Source organism: Klebsiella sp. CN_Kp066 (assembly GCF_040065135.1).
Classification (GTDB): domain Bacteria; phylum Pseudomonadota; class Gammaproteobacteria; order Enterobacterales; family Enterobacteriaceae; genus Klebsiella; species Klebsiella oxytoca.
The window spans coordinates 52,303-68,801 of record NZ_JBEAIU010000058.1 but is presented as its reverse complement, the minus strand read 5'-3'; the positions used below and the strand labels follow the sequence as shown (position 1 = coordinate 68,801).

15 protein-coding genes are annotated in these 16,499 nt (G+C 56.7%); 9 read left to right on the top strand and 6 right to left on the bottom strand.

Annotated features, from left to right (window positions below):
- Positions 1-45: 45 nt before the first annotated feature.
- From rhlE to ABLV75_RS25775, 5 genes are all read right to left on the bottom strand, one after another.
- Positions 46-1,410, bottom strand: coding sequence for an ATP-dependent RNA helicase RhlE (gene rhlE, locus ABLV75_RS25795; RefSeq protein ID WP_004100475.1), 1,365 nt, complete (start codon positions 1,408-1,410; stop codon positions 46-48).
- Between the two features lie 300 nt (positions 1,411-1,710).
- Positions 1,711-2,703 (bottom strand): transketolase family protein, encoded by a 993-nt coding sequence (locus ABLV75_RS25790; protein WP_004100473.1) that lies wholly within the window; start codon positions 2,701-2,703, stop codon positions 1,711-1,713.
- Complete coding sequence (locus ABLV75_RS25785) at positions 2,703-3,548, bottom strand: transketolase (RefSeq protein WP_004100471.1); 846 nt, start codon at positions 3,546-3,548, stop codon at positions 2,703-2,705. Before ABLV75_RS25785 ends, ABLV75_RS25790 begins: the two co-directional genes overlap by 1 nt.
- A 13-nt stretch (positions 3,549-3,561) precedes the next feature.
- Entirely contained in the window at positions 3,562-4,311 is a 750-nt protein-coding gene (locus ABLV75_RS25780; RefSeq protein ID WP_004100470.1) for a glucose 1-dehydrogenase, read from the bottom strand.
- Between the two features lie 50 nt (positions 4,312-4,361).
- Complete coding sequence (locus ABLV75_RS25775; RefSeq protein WP_004100469.1) at positions 4,362-5,693, bottom strand: MFS transporter; 1,332 nt, start codon at positions 5,691-5,693, stop codon at positions 4,362-4,364.
- A 341-nt stretch (positions 5,694-6,034) separates the two neighbouring features.
- Here ABLV75_RS25775 and ABLV75_RS25770 point away from each other — a divergent pair, with 341 nt between their 5' ends.
- The 6 genes from ABLV75_RS25770 to ABLV75_RS25745 all read left to right on the top strand — a co-directional run bounded on the left by ABLV75_RS25770 (position 6,035) and on the right by ABLV75_RS25745 (position 12,753).
- Positions 6,035-6,958: a LysR substrate-binding domain-containing protein gene (locus ABLV75_RS25770; RefSeq protein WP_004100468.1), complete on the top strand. Its 924-nt coding sequence runs from the start codon at positions 6,035-6,037 to the stop codon at positions 6,956-6,958.
- A 71-nt stretch (positions 6,959-7,029) separates the two neighbouring features.
- A complete protein-coding gene (gene cecR / locus ABLV75_RS25765) occupies positions 7,030-7,707 on the top strand; it encodes a transcriptional regulator CecR (protein WP_004100467.1) in 678 nt (225 codons plus the stop codon).
- On the top strand, positions 7,704-8,696 hold the full coding sequence (gene hlyD, locus ABLV75_RS25760; RefSeq protein WP_004100466.1) for a secretion protein HlyD: 993 nt from the start codon (positions 7,704-7,706) through the stop codon (positions 8,694-8,696). Before cecR ends, hlyD begins: the two co-directional genes overlap by 4 nt.
- On the top strand, positions 8,693-10,432 hold the full coding sequence (locus tag ABLV75_RS25755) for an ATP-binding cassette domain-containing protein (RefSeq protein ID WP_004100464.1): 1,740 nt from the start codon (positions 8,693-8,695) through the stop codon (positions 10,430-10,432). The genes hlyD and ABLV75_RS25755 overlap by 4 nt, the downstream gene beginning before the upstream one ends.
- On the top strand, positions 10,422-11,555 hold the full coding sequence (locus ABLV75_RS25750; protein WP_004100462.1) for an ABC transporter permease: 1,134 nt from the start codon (positions 10,422-10,424) through the stop codon (positions 11,553-11,555). The genes ABLV75_RS25755 and ABLV75_RS25750 overlap by 11 nt, the downstream gene beginning before the upstream one ends.
- A gap of 91 nt (positions 11,556-11,646) precedes the next feature.
- Positions 11,647-12,753, top strand: coding sequence for an ABC transporter permease (locus tag ABLV75_RS25745; RefSeq protein ID WP_004100461.1), 1,107 nt, complete (start codon positions 11,647-11,649; stop codon positions 12,751-12,753).
- On the opposite strand, the gene ABLV75_RS25740 is transcribed toward ABLV75_RS25745, so the two are convergent.
- Positions 12,715-13,125 (bottom strand): YbhQ family protein, encoded by a 411-nt coding sequence (locus ABLV75_RS25740; RefSeq protein WP_004100459.1) that lies wholly within the window; start codon positions 13,123-13,125, stop codon positions 12,715-12,717. The two genes, ABLV75_RS25745 and ABLV75_RS25740, sit on opposite strands and share 39 nt — an antisense overlap.
- 143 nt (positions 13,126-13,268) lie before the next feature.
- Between ABLV75_RS25740 and ABLV75_RS25735 the strand changes: the two genes are divergently transcribed.
- The 3 genes from ABLV75_RS25735 to ABLV75_RS25725 are packed head-to-tail and all read left to right on the top strand — an operon-like array spanning position 13,269 to position 16,227.
- Positions 13,269-14,018: an endonuclease/exonuclease/phosphatase family protein gene (locus tag ABLV75_RS25735; protein ID WP_004100457.1), complete on the top strand. Its 750-nt coding sequence runs from the start codon at positions 13,269-13,271 to the stop codon at positions 14,016-14,018.
- A complete protein-coding gene (gene clsB, locus ABLV75_RS25730; RefSeq protein WP_004100455.1) occupies positions 14,015-15,259 on the top strand; it encodes a cardiolipin synthase ClsB in 1,245 nt (414 codons plus the stop codon). Before ABLV75_RS25735 ends, clsB begins: the two co-directional genes overlap by 4 nt.
- Positions 15,259-16,227, top strand: a complete 969-nt coding sequence (locus tag ABLV75_RS25725) for a lysylphosphatidylglycerol synthase domain-containing protein (protein ID WP_004100453.1) — start codon at positions 15,259-15,261, stop codon at positions 16,225-16,227. Before clsB ends, ABLV75_RS25725 begins: the two co-directional genes overlap by 1 nt.
- The last annotated feature ends 272 nt before the right edge of the window (positions 16,228-16,499 follow it).

Below are 16,499 nucleotides of genomic sequence, written 5' to 3'. Positions count from 1 at the left end.
AAGGAACAAGCTGCGGTAGATTTCCCCACCGCAGCCAGAACAACTTTACTCAGCCGCAGCAGGTTTGCGCGGGCGGCGACGGCGAGGAGGCTTACCGTCCTGAGTGCGCGCTTTCGGCGCTTCGCCATCGGTGCGACGCGGAGCAGCCTGCTGGGCACGACCTTGTCCCTGACCACCACGTCCCTGGCCGCTCCGGCCCTGGCTCTGACCGCCACGACCGCCGCCGCGCTGCTGCTGGCGACCGTTCTGAATCGGCTCGGCTTTGATCGACGGATCCGGCTCGTAACCCGCAATGGCGATGCGCGGGATCTCTTTCTTCAGCAAGCGTTCGATATCATGCAGCAGCTTATGTTCATCTACGCAGACCAGCGACAGCGCTTCGCCCGTTGCCGCAGCGCGCCCGGTACGACCAATACGGTGCACGTAATCTTCCGGCACGTTTGGCAGCTCGTAGTTCACCACGTGCGGCAACTCTTCAATATCCAGACCGCGCGCGGCGATATCGGTTGCGACCAGCACGCGGATGCCGCCGGATTTAAAATCAGCCAACGCTCGGGTACGCGCGCCCTGGCTCTTGTTGCCGTGAATAGCGGCGCTGCGGATGCCGTCTTTATTGAGCTGTTCCGCCAGGTGGTTTGCGCCGTGTTTGGTGCGGGTAAAGACCAGAACCTGCTGCCAGTTACCTTCGCCGATCATCTGCGACAGCAGCTCGCGCTTGCGCTTTTTATCGACAAAATGCACCAGCTGGCTCACCTGCTCAGAAGCGGTGTTACGGCGGGCGACTTCGATTTCCAGCGGGTTATGCAGCAGCTTTTCCGCCAGTGATTTAATGTCGTCGGAGAAAGTTGCGGAGAACAGCAGGTTCTGCCGCTTTGCCGGCAGCTTCGCCAGCACCCGGCGAATATCGTGAATAAAGCCCATATCCAGCATACGGTCGGCTTCATCCAGCACCAGCACTTCGACTTTGTCCAGGCTCACGGCGTTCTGATGCTCAAGGTCCAGCAGACGGCCAGGGGTTGCCACCAGAATATCGACGCCGCTGCGCAGCTTCATCATCTGTGGGTTAATGCTCACGCCGCCGAAAACCACCAGCGAACGAACGTTAAGGTATTTGCTGTAATCCCGGACGTTCTCGCCAATCTGTGCCGCCAGCTCGCGCGTCGGGGTCAGGATCAGGGCGCGCACCGGGCGACGACCTTTGGCGTGGGGTTCTTTATGGATCAGGTGCTGAAGCAGCGGCAGCGTAAATCCCGCCGTTTTGCCGGTACCCGTCTGGGCGCTGGCCATCAGATCGCGGCCCTGTAATACTGCCGGGATAGCCTGCTGCTGAATAGGGGTTGGCTCTACGTAGCCCTGCTCAGCGACGGCGCGCAGGATTTCAGGATTCAGGCCAAGGGAATCAAAAGACATAACAACTCCGAACCGCCCCGGCCCGTCACAGGCGTAGTTTTCAGGGAGATTATTGCGAAAGAGATGGCAAAAACCACAATGCCATGAAGTTGCGCAGTCTAGCAGATTTTGTGACGAACCGCATAAAATCTGCCGAAAAGAATCCTCTGTCTCACAAACGACAGCTCCCCGTTCTGTCGATGAGAAGCGGCGATGGCGCTTCGCGCCAGGCGTCCCCGAAATAGCACGTTTAATGCCTCGACAGGGAAACCGCGAACAAAAGCAGAGAAGCGCCGCCGCAGGACGCGGCGGCGAAAGCAATTAACGCAGGCGATACTTAATTTTTTCGACCATCCTCGCGGTGGAAATGCCGTAGCGATCGTGCAGAGTCGGCAGCGCGCCGGCCAGCAGGAATTCGTCAGGCAAGCCAACGGTATCCAGCTCGCAGCGCACGCCTTTGCGCATCAGCAACGCGGCAACCGCCTCCCCCAGTCCGCCAACCGAAGTATGGTTCTCGGCAGTAACCACCAGGCGACCGGGCTTCGAGGCCTGTGCAATGATCGTTTCTTCATCAAGCGGTTTGATCGTTGGCACGTGCAGTACGGCTGCGCTGATATTATCGGCCCGCAGCTTTTCGACCGCCTCGAGGGCGCGCATGGTCATCAGCCCGGAAGAGATAATCAGCACATCGTTGCCATCTTCAAGCAGCTTCGCCTTGCCCAGCTCAAACTGATAGTCGTACTTATTCAGCACCAGCGGCACCTTACCGCGCAGCAGGCGCATATATACCGGACCGTTATGGTCGGCAATCGCCGGTACCGCCTGCTCTATCTCCAGCGCATCGCATGGGTCGACGATGACCATGCCGGGAATGCCGCGCATAATCGCCAGATCTTCCGTTGCCTGATGGCTCGGCCCGTAGCCGGTGGTCAGGCCCGGGAGCGCCGCGCAGATCTTCACGTTGAGATGCTCCTCGGCAATGACCTGATGAATAAAATCATAGGCGCGGCGGGTAGCAAAAGCGGCATAGGTGGTGGCGAAGGGAATGAATCCCTCTTTCGCCATTCCTCCCGCCGCCCCCATCAGCAGCTGTTCCGCCATTCCCATCTGGAAAAAGCGATCCGGGAAAGCCTGCGCGAAAATGTGCAGATCGGTGTACTTTGACAGGTCCGCGGTCATACCAACGATTTCTGGTCGCTGCGCCGCCAGCTTCGAGAGCGCAACGCCAAACGGTGCCGGAATCGTCGCCTGACCTTCGTCAGCAATAGAAGCGATCATCGCGGACGTTTTTAAACGTGGTTTACTCTGGCTCATTACAGCACTCCTTCCGGTTTGTTGGCGTCCAGCACCGCAATCGCTTTTTGCCACTCATCGGCATCGACGCGAATAAAATGGTTTTTATCCCGGGTTTCGAGGAACGGGACCCCTTTACCCATCAACGTGTCGCATAAGATGACCCGCGGCTGGTTGCCCGCATGATTTTTCGCGTTATCAAAGGCGGCCATCACCGCCGCCAGATCGTTACCGTCGACGCGCTGCACGTACCAGCCGAAGGCGGCCCATTTTTCATGCAGCGGCTCAAAGCCGAGAATTTTGCGCGAATCGCCGTCCGCCTGCTGTTTATTCACGTCAACGATGTTGATCAGGTTCGTCAGGCCGTAATGCGCCGCCGACATCGCCGCTTCCCAGGTGGAACCTTCATCCAGCTCCCCATCCGACATGGAGTTGTAGACCCAGGATGCGCTCCCTTTTTGCCGCAGCCCCAGCGCCATCCCGACGGCAATAGAGAGCCCCTGCCCCAGCGAGCCGCCGGACATCTCCATCCCCGGGGTGTAGGTCGCCATTCCCGACATCGGCAGGCGGCTGTCGTCAGAACCGTAGGTTTCCAGCTCCTCTTCCGGGATAATTCCCGCCTCCAGCAGCGCCGCATAGTAGGCGATGGCGTAATGGCCGTGAGAGAGCAGGAAGCGGTCGCGACCTTCCCACTGCGGCTCTTGTGGACGGTAGGTCATCGCGTGGCTGAACGCGGTGGCCAGCACATCCGCATAGCCTAATGCCTGGCCGATATAGCCCTGACCCTGAACCTCCCCCATGCGCAGGGCATAGCGGCGAATCCGCCACGCCGCCGCGGCGACTTTTTGTGCTTCGGTGATCTTCATCTGCTTGCCTCGCTTAGTGGATTAACATGCCGCCGTTTACGTCAAGAGTGATACCGGTAGAGTAGGAAGAGAGATCGCTGCCGAGGAATAGCGCGGCGCGCGCGATGTCAACCGCATCGCCGAGGCGGTTCATCGGGATTCCGGCGAGGATGTTGGCCGTCATTTCGTCGGTCAGCTTACCGGCGGTGATATCGGTCTGGATCAGCCCCGGGGTAATGCAGTTGACGCGGACGTTGTCCGGACCCAGCTCGCGGGCCATCGCTCGCGCCAGGCCAAGCACTCCGGCCTTTGCCGCACTGTAGTGCGGGCCGCCGAAGATACCGCCGCCGCGCTGGGCGGAAACCGACGAGATACAGACAATGCTGCCCGATTTTTGCGCCCGCATCGCCGGGATAACCGCCTGCGACATCAGCAGCGTACCGCGCAGGCTGACATCCAATACCGCGTCATAGTTGGCACGTTTAATGTCCATCAGCTTCAGCGGCTGGGTGATACCGGCGTTATTCACCAGCACGTCTACCCGACCATATTTCGCCAGAATCTGTTCCATTGCCGCCTGAACCTGAACTTCATCGGCGACGTTTGCCGCCAGCCCGAGATGGCCTTCGCCTAATGCCGTCGCCGCGGCTTTGCTGGCTTCGCCATTGAGGTCGATAATGACCACTTTAGCGCCGTTTTCGGCAAATAACTTCGCGGTAGCAAAACCCAAACCGCGTGCGGAGGCCGCGCCAGTAATAATGGCGACTTTATCTTTTAATAACATATTTTTACTCCATGACATTACGTCATATTAATTAACAGGATATATTTCCGTTATTGTGGCTCATCGAGAAAGAGAATAACCAGCAAACCAATTGCTGCGCAGATACCAAAATAAGTAAATACAGAATTAAAGCTGCCGGTCTGGTCCAGTAAAAATCCCGCAGCCATCGGGGCAACAAATCCGCCAAGGTTGCCACCGCTATTAATAATAGAAGAGGCGATCGGATAGGTTTTACTGTCCGAAACGGCCATACCGTAAGCGGTAAAAGCCGGCCAGCCGATATTTAAACAAAAGCCGACGAAGAACAAACCAATACAGACCGCCAGGGTACTCGCTGGAATATTCAGCATGATTAACATCATGACCACCGTTGAAATAGCGGTAAACATCATGGTGGGTTTACGCCGACGGCCTAATACTTTATCTGAAATCCACCCTCCGGCGATCGCGCCAATAAAACCGCCGATGCACGGCATACTTGCCACAAAGCCCATGCTCATCACATCAAAACCGCGCTCTTTGACTAAATACAGCGGGATCCAGGTTAATAATCCGTACAGTACGCTAACCATCATAAAATAGGCCAGACAGTCACCGAGAATATTTTTTGAGGTAAATAATCCTTTCGCCGTATCGATAGGCGCCATTTTCTTCACTCGAATAATTTTATCCAGCCAGGTAAAACGATTGGCAATTAAGATATTTTCGCGCACAAGGTTATCATCGGTTTCACGCCCGGCATTGATCTCTTCCAGTTCGGCTGGTGAAACAAATCCGCTCTCCGAGGGTTTTGACTTAACCAACAGGTACCACGCTATCGCCGCCACAATCCCCGGTATCGCAAAGGAGAAAAAGACCCACCGCCACCCCCAGGTTACCGCAATCCACACCGCCAGCGGCGGAACGATGATCGGCGCAAACATGGTAGCTGCAATGTAAACGCCCGTCGCCGTGGCTTTCTCTTTCGGCGGGAACCAATTGTTAATGGTTGAAGCCAGTCCTACCGGGCACGGCCCTTCGCTAAGACCCAGTCCCAGACGCACCATTTTCAGACCAAAAACGGAGCTCACGGTGCCCATCAGCCAGGTAAAAGCGGAAAAGCCGAAAATGGATAGCGAAACCAACCCCCGGGTACCGCGTTTGGCAATAAAGAATCCTGCCGGGATCTGGCTTACCGCATAGCCCAAAAAAAACATGCTGGCGATGGCCCCGGCTTCAAAGTTATTGATATGAAACTCATCAATGATAAACGGCAGCACCGCGCCGATATTCGTTCTGTCAGCGTAATTTATGGCATACACCAGAAAAATCATCGTCAAAACCACGAAACGATATTTTGTTTTCCTGGCGTCAGTACAGACAACAGTCTCTATACGTGACATAGGGTATCCTCATTATTGTTTTATGTTTTTGTCGCGAACCTTACCGCATCGCGCCTTGGTATCAGGCCTGTGGTTGCAATATAACAACCCAAAAAAGAAAGGGTATTCAAAAAACCTCAATTATGAGTGAGAAAAATTTGCTTCGTGACTGCACGCAAATTCCTGCGAATTATGTTGCCTGGCATCCCTCGCCCTAAAACTGTTAACTTCATCACGAATTACGCCATTACTTATTTTGTCTCTATGTTATGCTGATGTGCCATTGTGGAGATAAGGACGAGCGTAGCTTCTTGCGAAGTAAAAATAATAGCACCAGACATTTTCTATTTGCTGGAGAAATGATGAATCAGCCGCTGCAAAATAAAAGTTTACCGATGCCCTCCTTACGCAATATTCAGGCATTTATTGAAGTAGCGGATACCGGCAGTCTCAATCTGGCCGCAGAGCATCTCAATATTACGGCCTCAGCGGTCAGCCATCAGATAGCCAGCCTGGAACAGTATCTCGGAAAGAAAATATTTTCCCGCAGCAGTAAAGGCATGGTGTTAACCGCAATTGGTGAAAAATATCTTAAAGAGGTTTCCGGAGCGTTAAATATTATTGGCCAGGCCACCAATCAGGTGATTAACGATATCCATCAGGATTATTTACGCATTCACTCCGCGCCCAGCTTTGGGCTCCTGTGGCTGATGCCCCGCCTGAACAAATTTCGCCAGGCCTGGCCCGAGCTTAAAATTAGCCTGACCTGCTCTTATGAAAGTATCCAGTTCTCCCGCGATAATATTGATATCGATATTCGCCATGGGCTCTCACAATGGCCGACTCTGGTGGTCAAAACCATAAAAAATGAACGCATGCTCCCCTATAGCTCATCAACTTATTTAGCCAGCCGCGAAGTTCAGACCATTGAAGACTTACTGACCTGCGATCTTATCCACTCCGACAGCACGCTGATCGGCTGGAGCAACTGGTTATCCTGGCACAAGGTTCGCGGCTGGAATAAAAGCTTTATTTTTAATTTTGACCGTTCCTATATGAGCATTGAGGCCGCGCGCATGGGTATGGGCATTATTCTTGAGAGTAATTTGCTGGCCGGTCAGAGCGTTCGGCAACGGCACCTCGAGCCGGTTTTTTCCAGCGACGCGAGTATGCCGGTTAACGCCCATCACTTCGTTTTGCCGCACCCTAACGAGCAAAAAGAGAAAGTGAAGATCTTTTTTAACTGGGTTGCCGAAGAGCTCAGTCATGAGGGATTTCATATCTAATCGTCGATGCTGGACAAAGCGGCAACCTGCGCCTAGAGTTAATCAATCGATTGATTAATTCTTTCAGCGTGATGACCACCACACCGACTACCAGCAAGGGAGAGCAGGCGAAAAGCCAGCTCATCGCCGCCGCTATCGCCCAGTTCGGCGAATACGGCCTGCACGCCACGACCCGCGATATTGCCGCCCAGGCCGGGCAGAATATCGCTGCGATCGCCTACTATTTTGGTTCTAAGGACGATCTCTATCTCGCCTGCGCCCAGTGGATCGCCGATTTTATCGAGCACAATTTCCGTCCCCACGCGCAGGCGGCGGAAGCGCTATTCGCTCAGCCTGTTCCGGACAAAGCCGCCATGCGCACTCTGATTCTGCGCGCCTGTCAGAATATGATTTTGCTACTGACCCAGGATGATACGGTTAACTTGAGCAAATTTATCTCCCGCGAACAGCTATCGCCGACTGCGGCCTACCGGCTTATCCACGATCAGGTCATTGCTCCGCTACACTGCTACCTGACCCGTTTAATCGCCGCTTATACCGGCCTTAACGCTGACAGCACGCAGATGGTGCTGCACACGCACGCGCTACTTGGCGAAGTGCTCGCCTTTCGTCTTGGTCGGGAAACGGTGCTGCGCCGCGCGGGCTGGGCTGAATTCGATCGGCAAAAAACCGAGCAAATTTTTGAAGTTATTACCTGCCATATAGATTTCGTTCTGGAAGGATTATCGCAAAGGGGTCTGGAGTCATGAAAAAACCGCTCATCGTCGTTGTGCTGCTTCTCCTGCTGGCCGCTGTCATTGGCGGAGGCTGGTGGTGGTACCAGAGCAGCCAGCAAAAAGAGCTCACGCTTTATGGCAACGTGGATATTCGCACCGTTAACCTGAGCTTTCGCGTGGGCGGACGGCTGGCGTCGCTCAGCGTCGACGAGGGCGATGCGATAAAAGCCGGGCAGACGCTGGGCGAGCTTGATCGCGCGCCCTACGAAAACGCCCTGCAGCAGGCGCAAGCCAACGTTTCCACCGCCCAGGCGCAGTACGACCTGATGATGGCGGGATATCGCTCGGAGGAGATTGCCCAGGCCGCCGCCGCGGTCAACCAGGCGCAGGCGGCTTACGACTATGCGCAGAACTTCTATCAGCGCCAGCTGGGGCTACGCAAAAGCAGCGCCATCTCCGCGAACGATCTGGAAAACGCCCGCTCCTCTCGCGATCAGGCCCAGGCGACGCTGAAATCCGCGCAGGATAAGCTGCGCCAGTATCGCGCGGGGAACCGTCCGCAGGAAATCGCCCAGGCCAGAGCCAGCCTCGAACAGGCGCAGGCCGCGCTGGCGCAGGCGAAGCTGGACCTGCACGATACCACGTTGACCTCGCCGTCCGACGGAACGCTGATGACCCGCGCCGTCGAGCCGGGCAGCATGCTTAGCGCGGGCGGTACCGTAATGACGCTGTCGTTAACCCATCCGGTATGGGTACGCGCCTACATCGATGAAACCAACCTGGGCCAGGCCCAGCCGGGGCGCGAAGTGCTGCTTTACACCGATAGTCGCCCGGATAAACCCTATCGCGGCAAAATCGGCTTCGTCTCCCCTACCGCTGAATTCACGCCGAAAACCGTGGAAACCCCGGACCTGCGCACCGATCTGGTTTATCGCCTGCGAATTGTGGTCACCGATGCCGACGACGCGCTGCGTCAGGGGATGCCGGTCACCGTCGCTTTCAGTCATGGAAACGGCCAATGAGCGAAGACGTGATTACGCTGAGCGGCCTGACCCGGAGCTTTGCCGGGATGGACCGCCCGGCCGTCGCGCCGCTGGACTGTACCATTCACTCCGGCTATGTGACCGGTCTGGTTGGCCCGGATGGCGCCGGAAAAACCACCCTGATGCGCATGCTCGCCGGGCTGCTGAAGCCCGACGCAGGCAGCGCAAAGGTGATCGGCTTCGACCCGATTGCTGACGATAGCGCCCTGCACGCGGTGCTCGGCTATATGCCGCAAAAATTCGGTCTGTATGAAGATCTGACGGTGATGGAAAATCTCACGCTCTACGCCGACCTGCGCAGCGTGACCGGCGAGGCGCGGGAGAAAACCTTCGCCCGGCTGCTGGAGTTTACCTCTCTCGGCCCCTTTACCGGCCGGCTGGCGGGTAAGCTTTCCGGCGGCATGAAGCAGAAACTCGGCCTGGCCTGTACCCTCGTCGGCGAGCCGAAGGTGCTGCTGCTGGATGAGCCCGGCGTCGGCGTCGACCCCATCTCACGCCGCGAGCTGTGGCAGATGGTACACGAGCTGGCGGGCGACGGGATGCTGATCCTCTGGAGCACCTCCTACCTCGACGAGGCCGAGCAGTGCCGGGACGTTCTGTTGATGAACGAGGGCCAGCTGCTTTACCAGGGGGCGCCAAAAGAGCTGACGCAAACCATGGCGGGACGCAGTTTTTTGATTTCCAGTTCCCGGGAGAATAACCGCCGCCTGCTCCAGCGCACCCTGAAGCTGCCGCAGGTCAGCGATGGCGTCATTCAGGGTAAATCGGTACGCCTGATCATTAAAAAAGAGGCCAGCATCAGCGAAGTACAGAACGCTGCCGATATGCCGCCGCTGGAGGTCGCTGAAACCGCGCCGCGTTTTGAAGACGCCTTTATCGACCTGCTCGGCGGTGCCGGTACCGCCGAATCGCCGCTGGGCAAAATTATCCATACCGTGGAAGGCTCCCATGAGGACACGGTGATTGAAGCGCAGACCCTGACCAAGAAATTCGGCGATTTCGCCGCTACCGATCACGTCGATTTTCAGGTTAAACGTGGGGAGATTTTCGGCCTTCTCGGGCCTAACGGCGCGGGTAAGTCTACCACTTTTAAGATGATGTGCGGCCTGCTGGTCCCCACCTCCGGTAAAGCGCTGGTTCTGGGGATGGACCTGAAGGTCAGCTCCGGCAAAGCGCGTCAGCATCTGGGCTATATGGCGCAGAAGTTCTCGCTGTACGGTAACCTTTCCGTTGAGCAGAACCTGCGCTTCTTCTCCGGCGTATACGGCCTGCGCGGACGGGCGCAGAACGACAAAATCGCCAGCATGAGCGAGGCGTTCGGCCTGAAAAGCATCGCCCGGCAGGCCGCCGACGATCTGCCGCTTGGCTATAAACAACGCCTGGCGCTGGCCTGCTCGCTGATGCATGAGCCGGATATCCTGTTTCTTGACGAACCCACTTCCGGCGTCGATCCCCTCACCCGCCGCGAGTTCTGGCTCCATATCAACAGCATGGTCGATAAAGGCGTCACGGTGATGGTGACCACCCACTTTATGGATGAGGCGGAGTATTGCGATCGTATCGGTCTGGTCTATCACGGCAAATTGATCGCCAGCGGCACGCCGGACGATCTGAAGGCGCTGGCGGCGGATGAAAAACAGCCAGACCCGACGATGGAGCAGGCATTTATCACCCTCATCCATGACTGGGATAAGGAGAACGCCGGTGAGCGCTAAACTGCTATCGTGGCGGCGCGTACGCGCCCTGTGCGTGAAAGAGACGCGGCAGATCGTCCGCGACCCCAGCAGCTGGCTGATTGCGGTGGTGATCCCCCTGCTGCTGCTGTTCATTTTTGGCTACGGGATTAACCTCGACTCCAGCAAGCTGCGGGTGGGCGTGCTGCTGGAGCAGCAGAGCGAAGAGGCGCTGGATTTTGTCCATACCATGACCGGCTCCCCCTATATTGACGCCACCATCAGCGATAACCGCCAGGAACTGGTGCAGATGATGCAGGCGGGACGCATTCGCGCCCTGGTCACCCTACCGGTGGACTTCGACCAGAAGATGGCCCGTCCCGGCGACGACGCGCCGATCCAGCTCATCACCGACGGCAGCGAACCCAATACCGCTAACTTCGCCCAGGGCTACGTCGAAGGCATCTGGCAAATCTGGCAACAGCAGCGGGCGGAAGATCGCGGTGAAACCTTCGAGCCGCTGATCGACGTGCAGATGCGCTACTGGTTTAACCCGGCCGCCATCAGCCAGCATTTTATTATCCCCGGCGCGATTACCATCATTATGACGGTGGTCGGCGCGATCCTGACGTCGCTGGTGGTGGCCCGCGAGTGGGAACGCGGCACGATGGAAGCGCTGCTGTCGACCGAGATTACCCGCGCCGAGCTGCTGCTGTGCAAGCTGATCCCCTACTATTTCCTCGGCATGCTGGCGATGCTGCTGTGTATGCTGGTGGCGGTGTTTATTCTCGGCGTGCCGTTCCGCGGTTCGCTGGTGATTCTGTTTTTTATTACCAGCCTGTTTTTGCTGAGTACCCTGGGCATGGGGCTGCTGATTTCCACCATCACCCGTAACCAGTTTAACGCCGCGCAGGTCGCGCTGAATGCCGCGTTCCTGCCGTCAATCATGCTCTCCGGATTTATTTTTCAGATAGACAGCATGCCGGCGATAATTCGCGCCGTGACCTACGTGATCCCGGCGCGCTATTTTGTCAGCACTCTGCAAAGCCTGTTTCTGGCGGGCAATATCCCGGTGGTGCTGTTGGTGAACGTGCTGTTCCTGATCGCCTCGGCGGTGATGTTTATCGGCCTGACGTGGCTGAAAACCAAACGACGTCTGGATTAATTTGCCTGCGCGCCCCCCGGTACAAGGGCTGGCAAACGGGTAGCCCGGATAAGCGCAGCGCAATCCGGGGATCACAAAGAGAGAATATGAGATGTTTCATCGCTTATGGACGTTAATCCGCAAAGAGCTACAGTCGCTGCTGCGTGAACCGCAGACGCGGGCGATTTTAATTATGCCAGTACTCATTCAGGTGCTGCTGTTCCCCTTTGCCGCCACGCTGGAGGTGACTAACGCCACCATCGCCATCTATAACGAAGACAACGGCAAGCACGCCGTGGAGCTGACCCAGCGCTTTGCCCGCGCTAAAGCCTTCACCCACGTCCTGCTGCTGAAAAGCCCTCAGGAGATAAGACCGACCATTGACGAACAAAAGGCGCTGCTGGTCGTGCGATTCCCGGCAGATTTTTCGCGCAACCTCGATATCTGGCAGACCGCCCCTCTCCAGCTGTTGCTTGATGGGCGCAACTCCAACAGCGCGCAGATCGCCGCGAACTATCTCCAGCAGATCGTCAAAAACTATCAGCAGGCGTTAATGGAAGACAAAGCCAAACCAAACAACAGCGAGCTGGTGGTACGCAACTGGTATAACCCGAATCTCGATTACAAATGGTTCGTCGTGCCGTCGCTAATCGCCATGATCACCACCATCGGCGTGATGATAGTCACCTCGCTCTCCGTTGCCCGCGAGCGCGAACAGGGTACGCTCGATCAGCTGCTGGTCTCGCCGCTGGCAACCTGGCAGATCTTTATCGGTAAAGCGGTGCCGGCGCTAATCGTCGCGACCCTGCAGGCCACCATCGTGCTGGGAATTGGTATCTGGGCCTATCAAATCCCCTTTGCCGGCTCGCTGCTGCTGTTTTACTTTACGATGATTGTCTACGGCCTGTCGCTGGTAGGATTCGGCCTGCTGATTTCGTCACTGTGCTCCACGCAGCAGCAGGCGTTTATCGGCGTGTTCGTCTTTATGATGCCGGCAATTCTGCTCTCGGGCTACGTTTCCCCGGTGGAGAATATGCCGCAATGGCTGCAGGATTTGACGTGGATAAACCCGATACGTCACTTTACCGATATCACCAAGCAGATCTATCTGAAGGATGCGAGTCTGGAAATTGTGTGGGGAAGTTTGTGGCCGCTACTGGTCATAGCGGCCACCACCGGCTCAGCGGCGTATGCGATGTTCCGAAGAAAGATCGCGTAGTTTTTTATCTTTCGCCAGCAGTGAAACCACCGCCGGACCTGCCAGTATGGCCAGCCCGGCGAGGGCTAACAGCAGGTTGTTGTGCAGCACGCGCGACAGCAGCCACAGCACGATTACCGCCGCGCCGAAGTACCAGGTGGTGGTGAGCTCCTCAAGGAAATCACCGACGTCGCGCCAGCGCTCATCGTGGTGACGCTGCAAGAACAGCATCGACAGTAACGTGACGCCGTACAGCACGCACAAACCTAATCCGACGCGCACCAGCGCGCCGCTCATCCAACCCATCACCAGTACTGCCACGACCAGTAGATGCAACATAATCTGCCAGCAACTAAGACCCGTTGCGACGCGTACACGTTGTTGCCACTTCATGGCTTCTCTCCTGAAGGATTTTTCTCTGCTACTCAGAGTACCGCACTTTACGGAAAATTCCGTATCACCGCATCTTTTTGTGACCTCTACTACACTATTTCCTACAGGAAAGTGACATTGCCCAGAGAAATAAGGACAACCAAATGCCGCGATTTTCGCTAAACGTGCTGACAATTAACACTCATAAAGGGTTCACTGCCTTCAATCGCCGCTTTATTTTACCCGAGCTGCGCGAAGCGGTGCGTAGCGTCAGCGCCGACATTGTTTGCCTGCAGGAGGTGATGGGTGCGCATGAAATTCATCCGCTGCATATCGAAAACTGGCCGGATACGACCCACTATGAATTTCTTGCCGATACCATGTGGAGCGATTACGCCTACGGTCGCAATGCGGTTTATCCGGAAGGGCATCACGGCAACGCGGTACTTTCTCGCTTTCCTATAGAACATTATCAAAATCTGGATGTTTCGGTCGGCAACAGCGAAAAGCGCGGCCTGCTCTATTGCCGCATCGTCCCGCCCGAAAGCGGGATCGCTATCCATGTGATCTGCGCGCATCTGGGTCTGCGTTCTCATCAGCGCCAGGCCCAGCTGACGATGCTGGCGGACTGGGTAAACGGTTTGCCCGCGGGCGAGCCGGTGGTAGTGGCCGGTGATTTTAACGACTGGCAGCAGCAGGCTAACCGCCAGCTTAAAGCCCAGGCCGGGCTGGAGGAGATTTTTACCCGCGCCAGAGGGCGCCCGGCGCGAACTTTCCCGGTCAGCTTCCCTCTGCTGCGCCTCGACCGCATATACGTAAAAAACGCCCATGCCAGCCAGCCAAAAGCGCTGGCGTTAAAACAGTGGCGTCATTTGTCCGATCATGCACCGCTTAGCGTGGAGATACATCTGTGAAATGCAGCTGGCAGGAAGGAAACCGCATTCGGCTATTAGAAAATGGCGATAACTATTATCCGGCATTATTTGCCGCTATTGATCGCGCGCAGCAGCGGGTGATTCTGGAATCCTTTATCTGGTTCGAGGATGACGTCGGCAAGCAGCTGCATGCCGTGTTGCTCAAAGCGGCCCAGCGCGGCGTGCGCGTAGAAGTCCTACTGGACGGTTACGGCTCTCCGGATTTGAGCGAAAGCTTTGTGGGCGAACTGACGTCGGCCGGGGTGATTTTTCGCTACTACGATCCGCGCCCGCGGCTGCTCGGCATGCGCACCAATTTATTCCGCCGCATGCATCGTAAAATCGTGGTGATCGACGACGTTACCGCCTTTGTCGGCGGCATTAACTACTCCGCCGAGCATATGACCGATTACGGTCCCGAGGCCAAACAGGACTACGCCGTGCAGGTTGAAGGGCCGGTGGTGCTCGACATTCTGCAGTTTGAACTGGAAAACCTGCCCACCAGCGAAGCCACCCGCCGCTGGTGGCGCCGCCGTCGGCATAAGCCCGAAGTCAACCGCAATCCCGGCGAGGCTCAGGCGCTGTTTATCTGGCGGGATAATCAGGATCATCGCGATGATATCGAACGCCACTATCTGAAAATGCTGACCACCGCCCGCCGGGAAGTGATTATCGCCAACGCCTACTTTTTCCCTGGCTATCGGCTGCTGCATGCGATGCGCAACGCTGCCCGCCGCGGCGTACGCGTCAAGCTTATTGTCCAGGGCGAACCGGATATCCCGATTGTTAAATTCGGCGCACGACTGCTGTACCACTACCTGGTCAAAGGCGGCGTGCAGATTTTTGAATATCGCCGCCGTCCGCTGCACGGCAAAGTGGCGCTGGCGGACGACCACTGGGCCACCGTCGGCTCCAGCAACCTCGACCCGCTCAGCCTGTCACTCAATCTGGAAGCCAACCTGGTGATCCACGACCGCGAATTCAACCAGACGTTGCGCGATAATCTCAATGGCTTAATCGCCAACGACTGCCGCGAAGTGGATAAGCGCATTTTGTCGAAACGAACCTGGTGGCGGCTCGGGATTAGCGTGCTGGCGTTCCACTTCCTGCGCCACTTCCCCGCGTGGGTCGGATGGCTTCCGGCCCATACGCCCCTGCTGTCGCGCGTTCAGCCTCCGGTTCAGCCAGAAATTGAAACCCAGGATCGCGTGGACCCGGAAAACCAGGAGGTCAAATCCTGATGGCGAAATCTCACCCTCGCTGGCGGATGGCGAAAAAAATCCTGACGGTGCTCTTTTTTATCGCCGTCGTTGTGCTGCTGGTCGTTTACGCACAGAAAATCGACTGGCAGGAAGTGTGGAAAGTGATTCGTGATTACAACCGTACGGCGCTGCTCAGCGCCATAGGCCTGGTTATCGCCAGCTACCTGATCTATGGCTGCTACGACCTGCTGGGACGCGCCTACTGTGGCCACAAGCTGGCTAAACGCCAGGTGATGCTGGTGTCGTTTATTTGCTATGCCTTTAACCTGACGCTCAGCACCTGGGTGGGTGGGATTGGTATGCGCTATCGGCTCTACTCGCGCCTCGGCCTGAGCGGCGCAACCATTACCCGAATTTTTTCGCTGAGCATTACCACCAACTGGCTGGGCTATATTCTGCTCGGCGGCATCATTTTTAGCTCCGGCATGGTGAAGGTGCCCGAGCGCTGGTATATCAGTCAGTCGTCGCTGCAAATTCTCGGCGTCATTTTGCTGCTGATTTCCGCGTTCTATTTATGGGCCTGCGCCTTTGCTAAAAAGCGCCATCTGACGATAAAAGGCCAGCGACTGGTTCTGCCCTCCTGGCGCTTCGCGATATTGCAGATGGCGGTTTCCAGCCTGAACTGGATGGCGATGGGGGCGATTATCTGGCTACTGCTGGGGCCACAGGTGGACTATTTCCTCGTGCTCGGCGTGCTGCTGGTCAGCAGCATTGCGGGAGTTATCGTGCATATTCCGGCAGGGATTGGCGTGCTTGAGGCGGTGTTTATCGCCATGCTTTCCGGCGAAGATATTTCGCGCGGCGCGATCATCGCCGCCCTGCTCGCCTATCGCGCGCTGTACTACTTCCTGCCGCTGCTGCTGGCGACCATCGGCTACCTGATTCTGGAGAGCCGGGCAAAGCATCTGCGGGCGAAAAACCAGCGCAAGCTGGCGGGTGAGAAGTAAAAAAGCCCCGGGCGCGGATGCTGACCGGGGCTGCAGTTTCATGCGGTTTGGTAGATATCGTGGATATCTGCCGCTATTTTATCCACTCCTCCGTTGATGAACTTGCCCGGAGGCGCTTCGCTGACCGGGCTACAAGTTCACCACCGTCTGAAATCCGGTAGCCCGGACAGATGCGCAGCATCGCCTCCGGGAAACTTTGCTTCTGACCAAAGCTACAGGTTCATCGTTTTCTGCGGTCTGGTAGCCCGGATAAGCGCATCGCGCCGCCATCC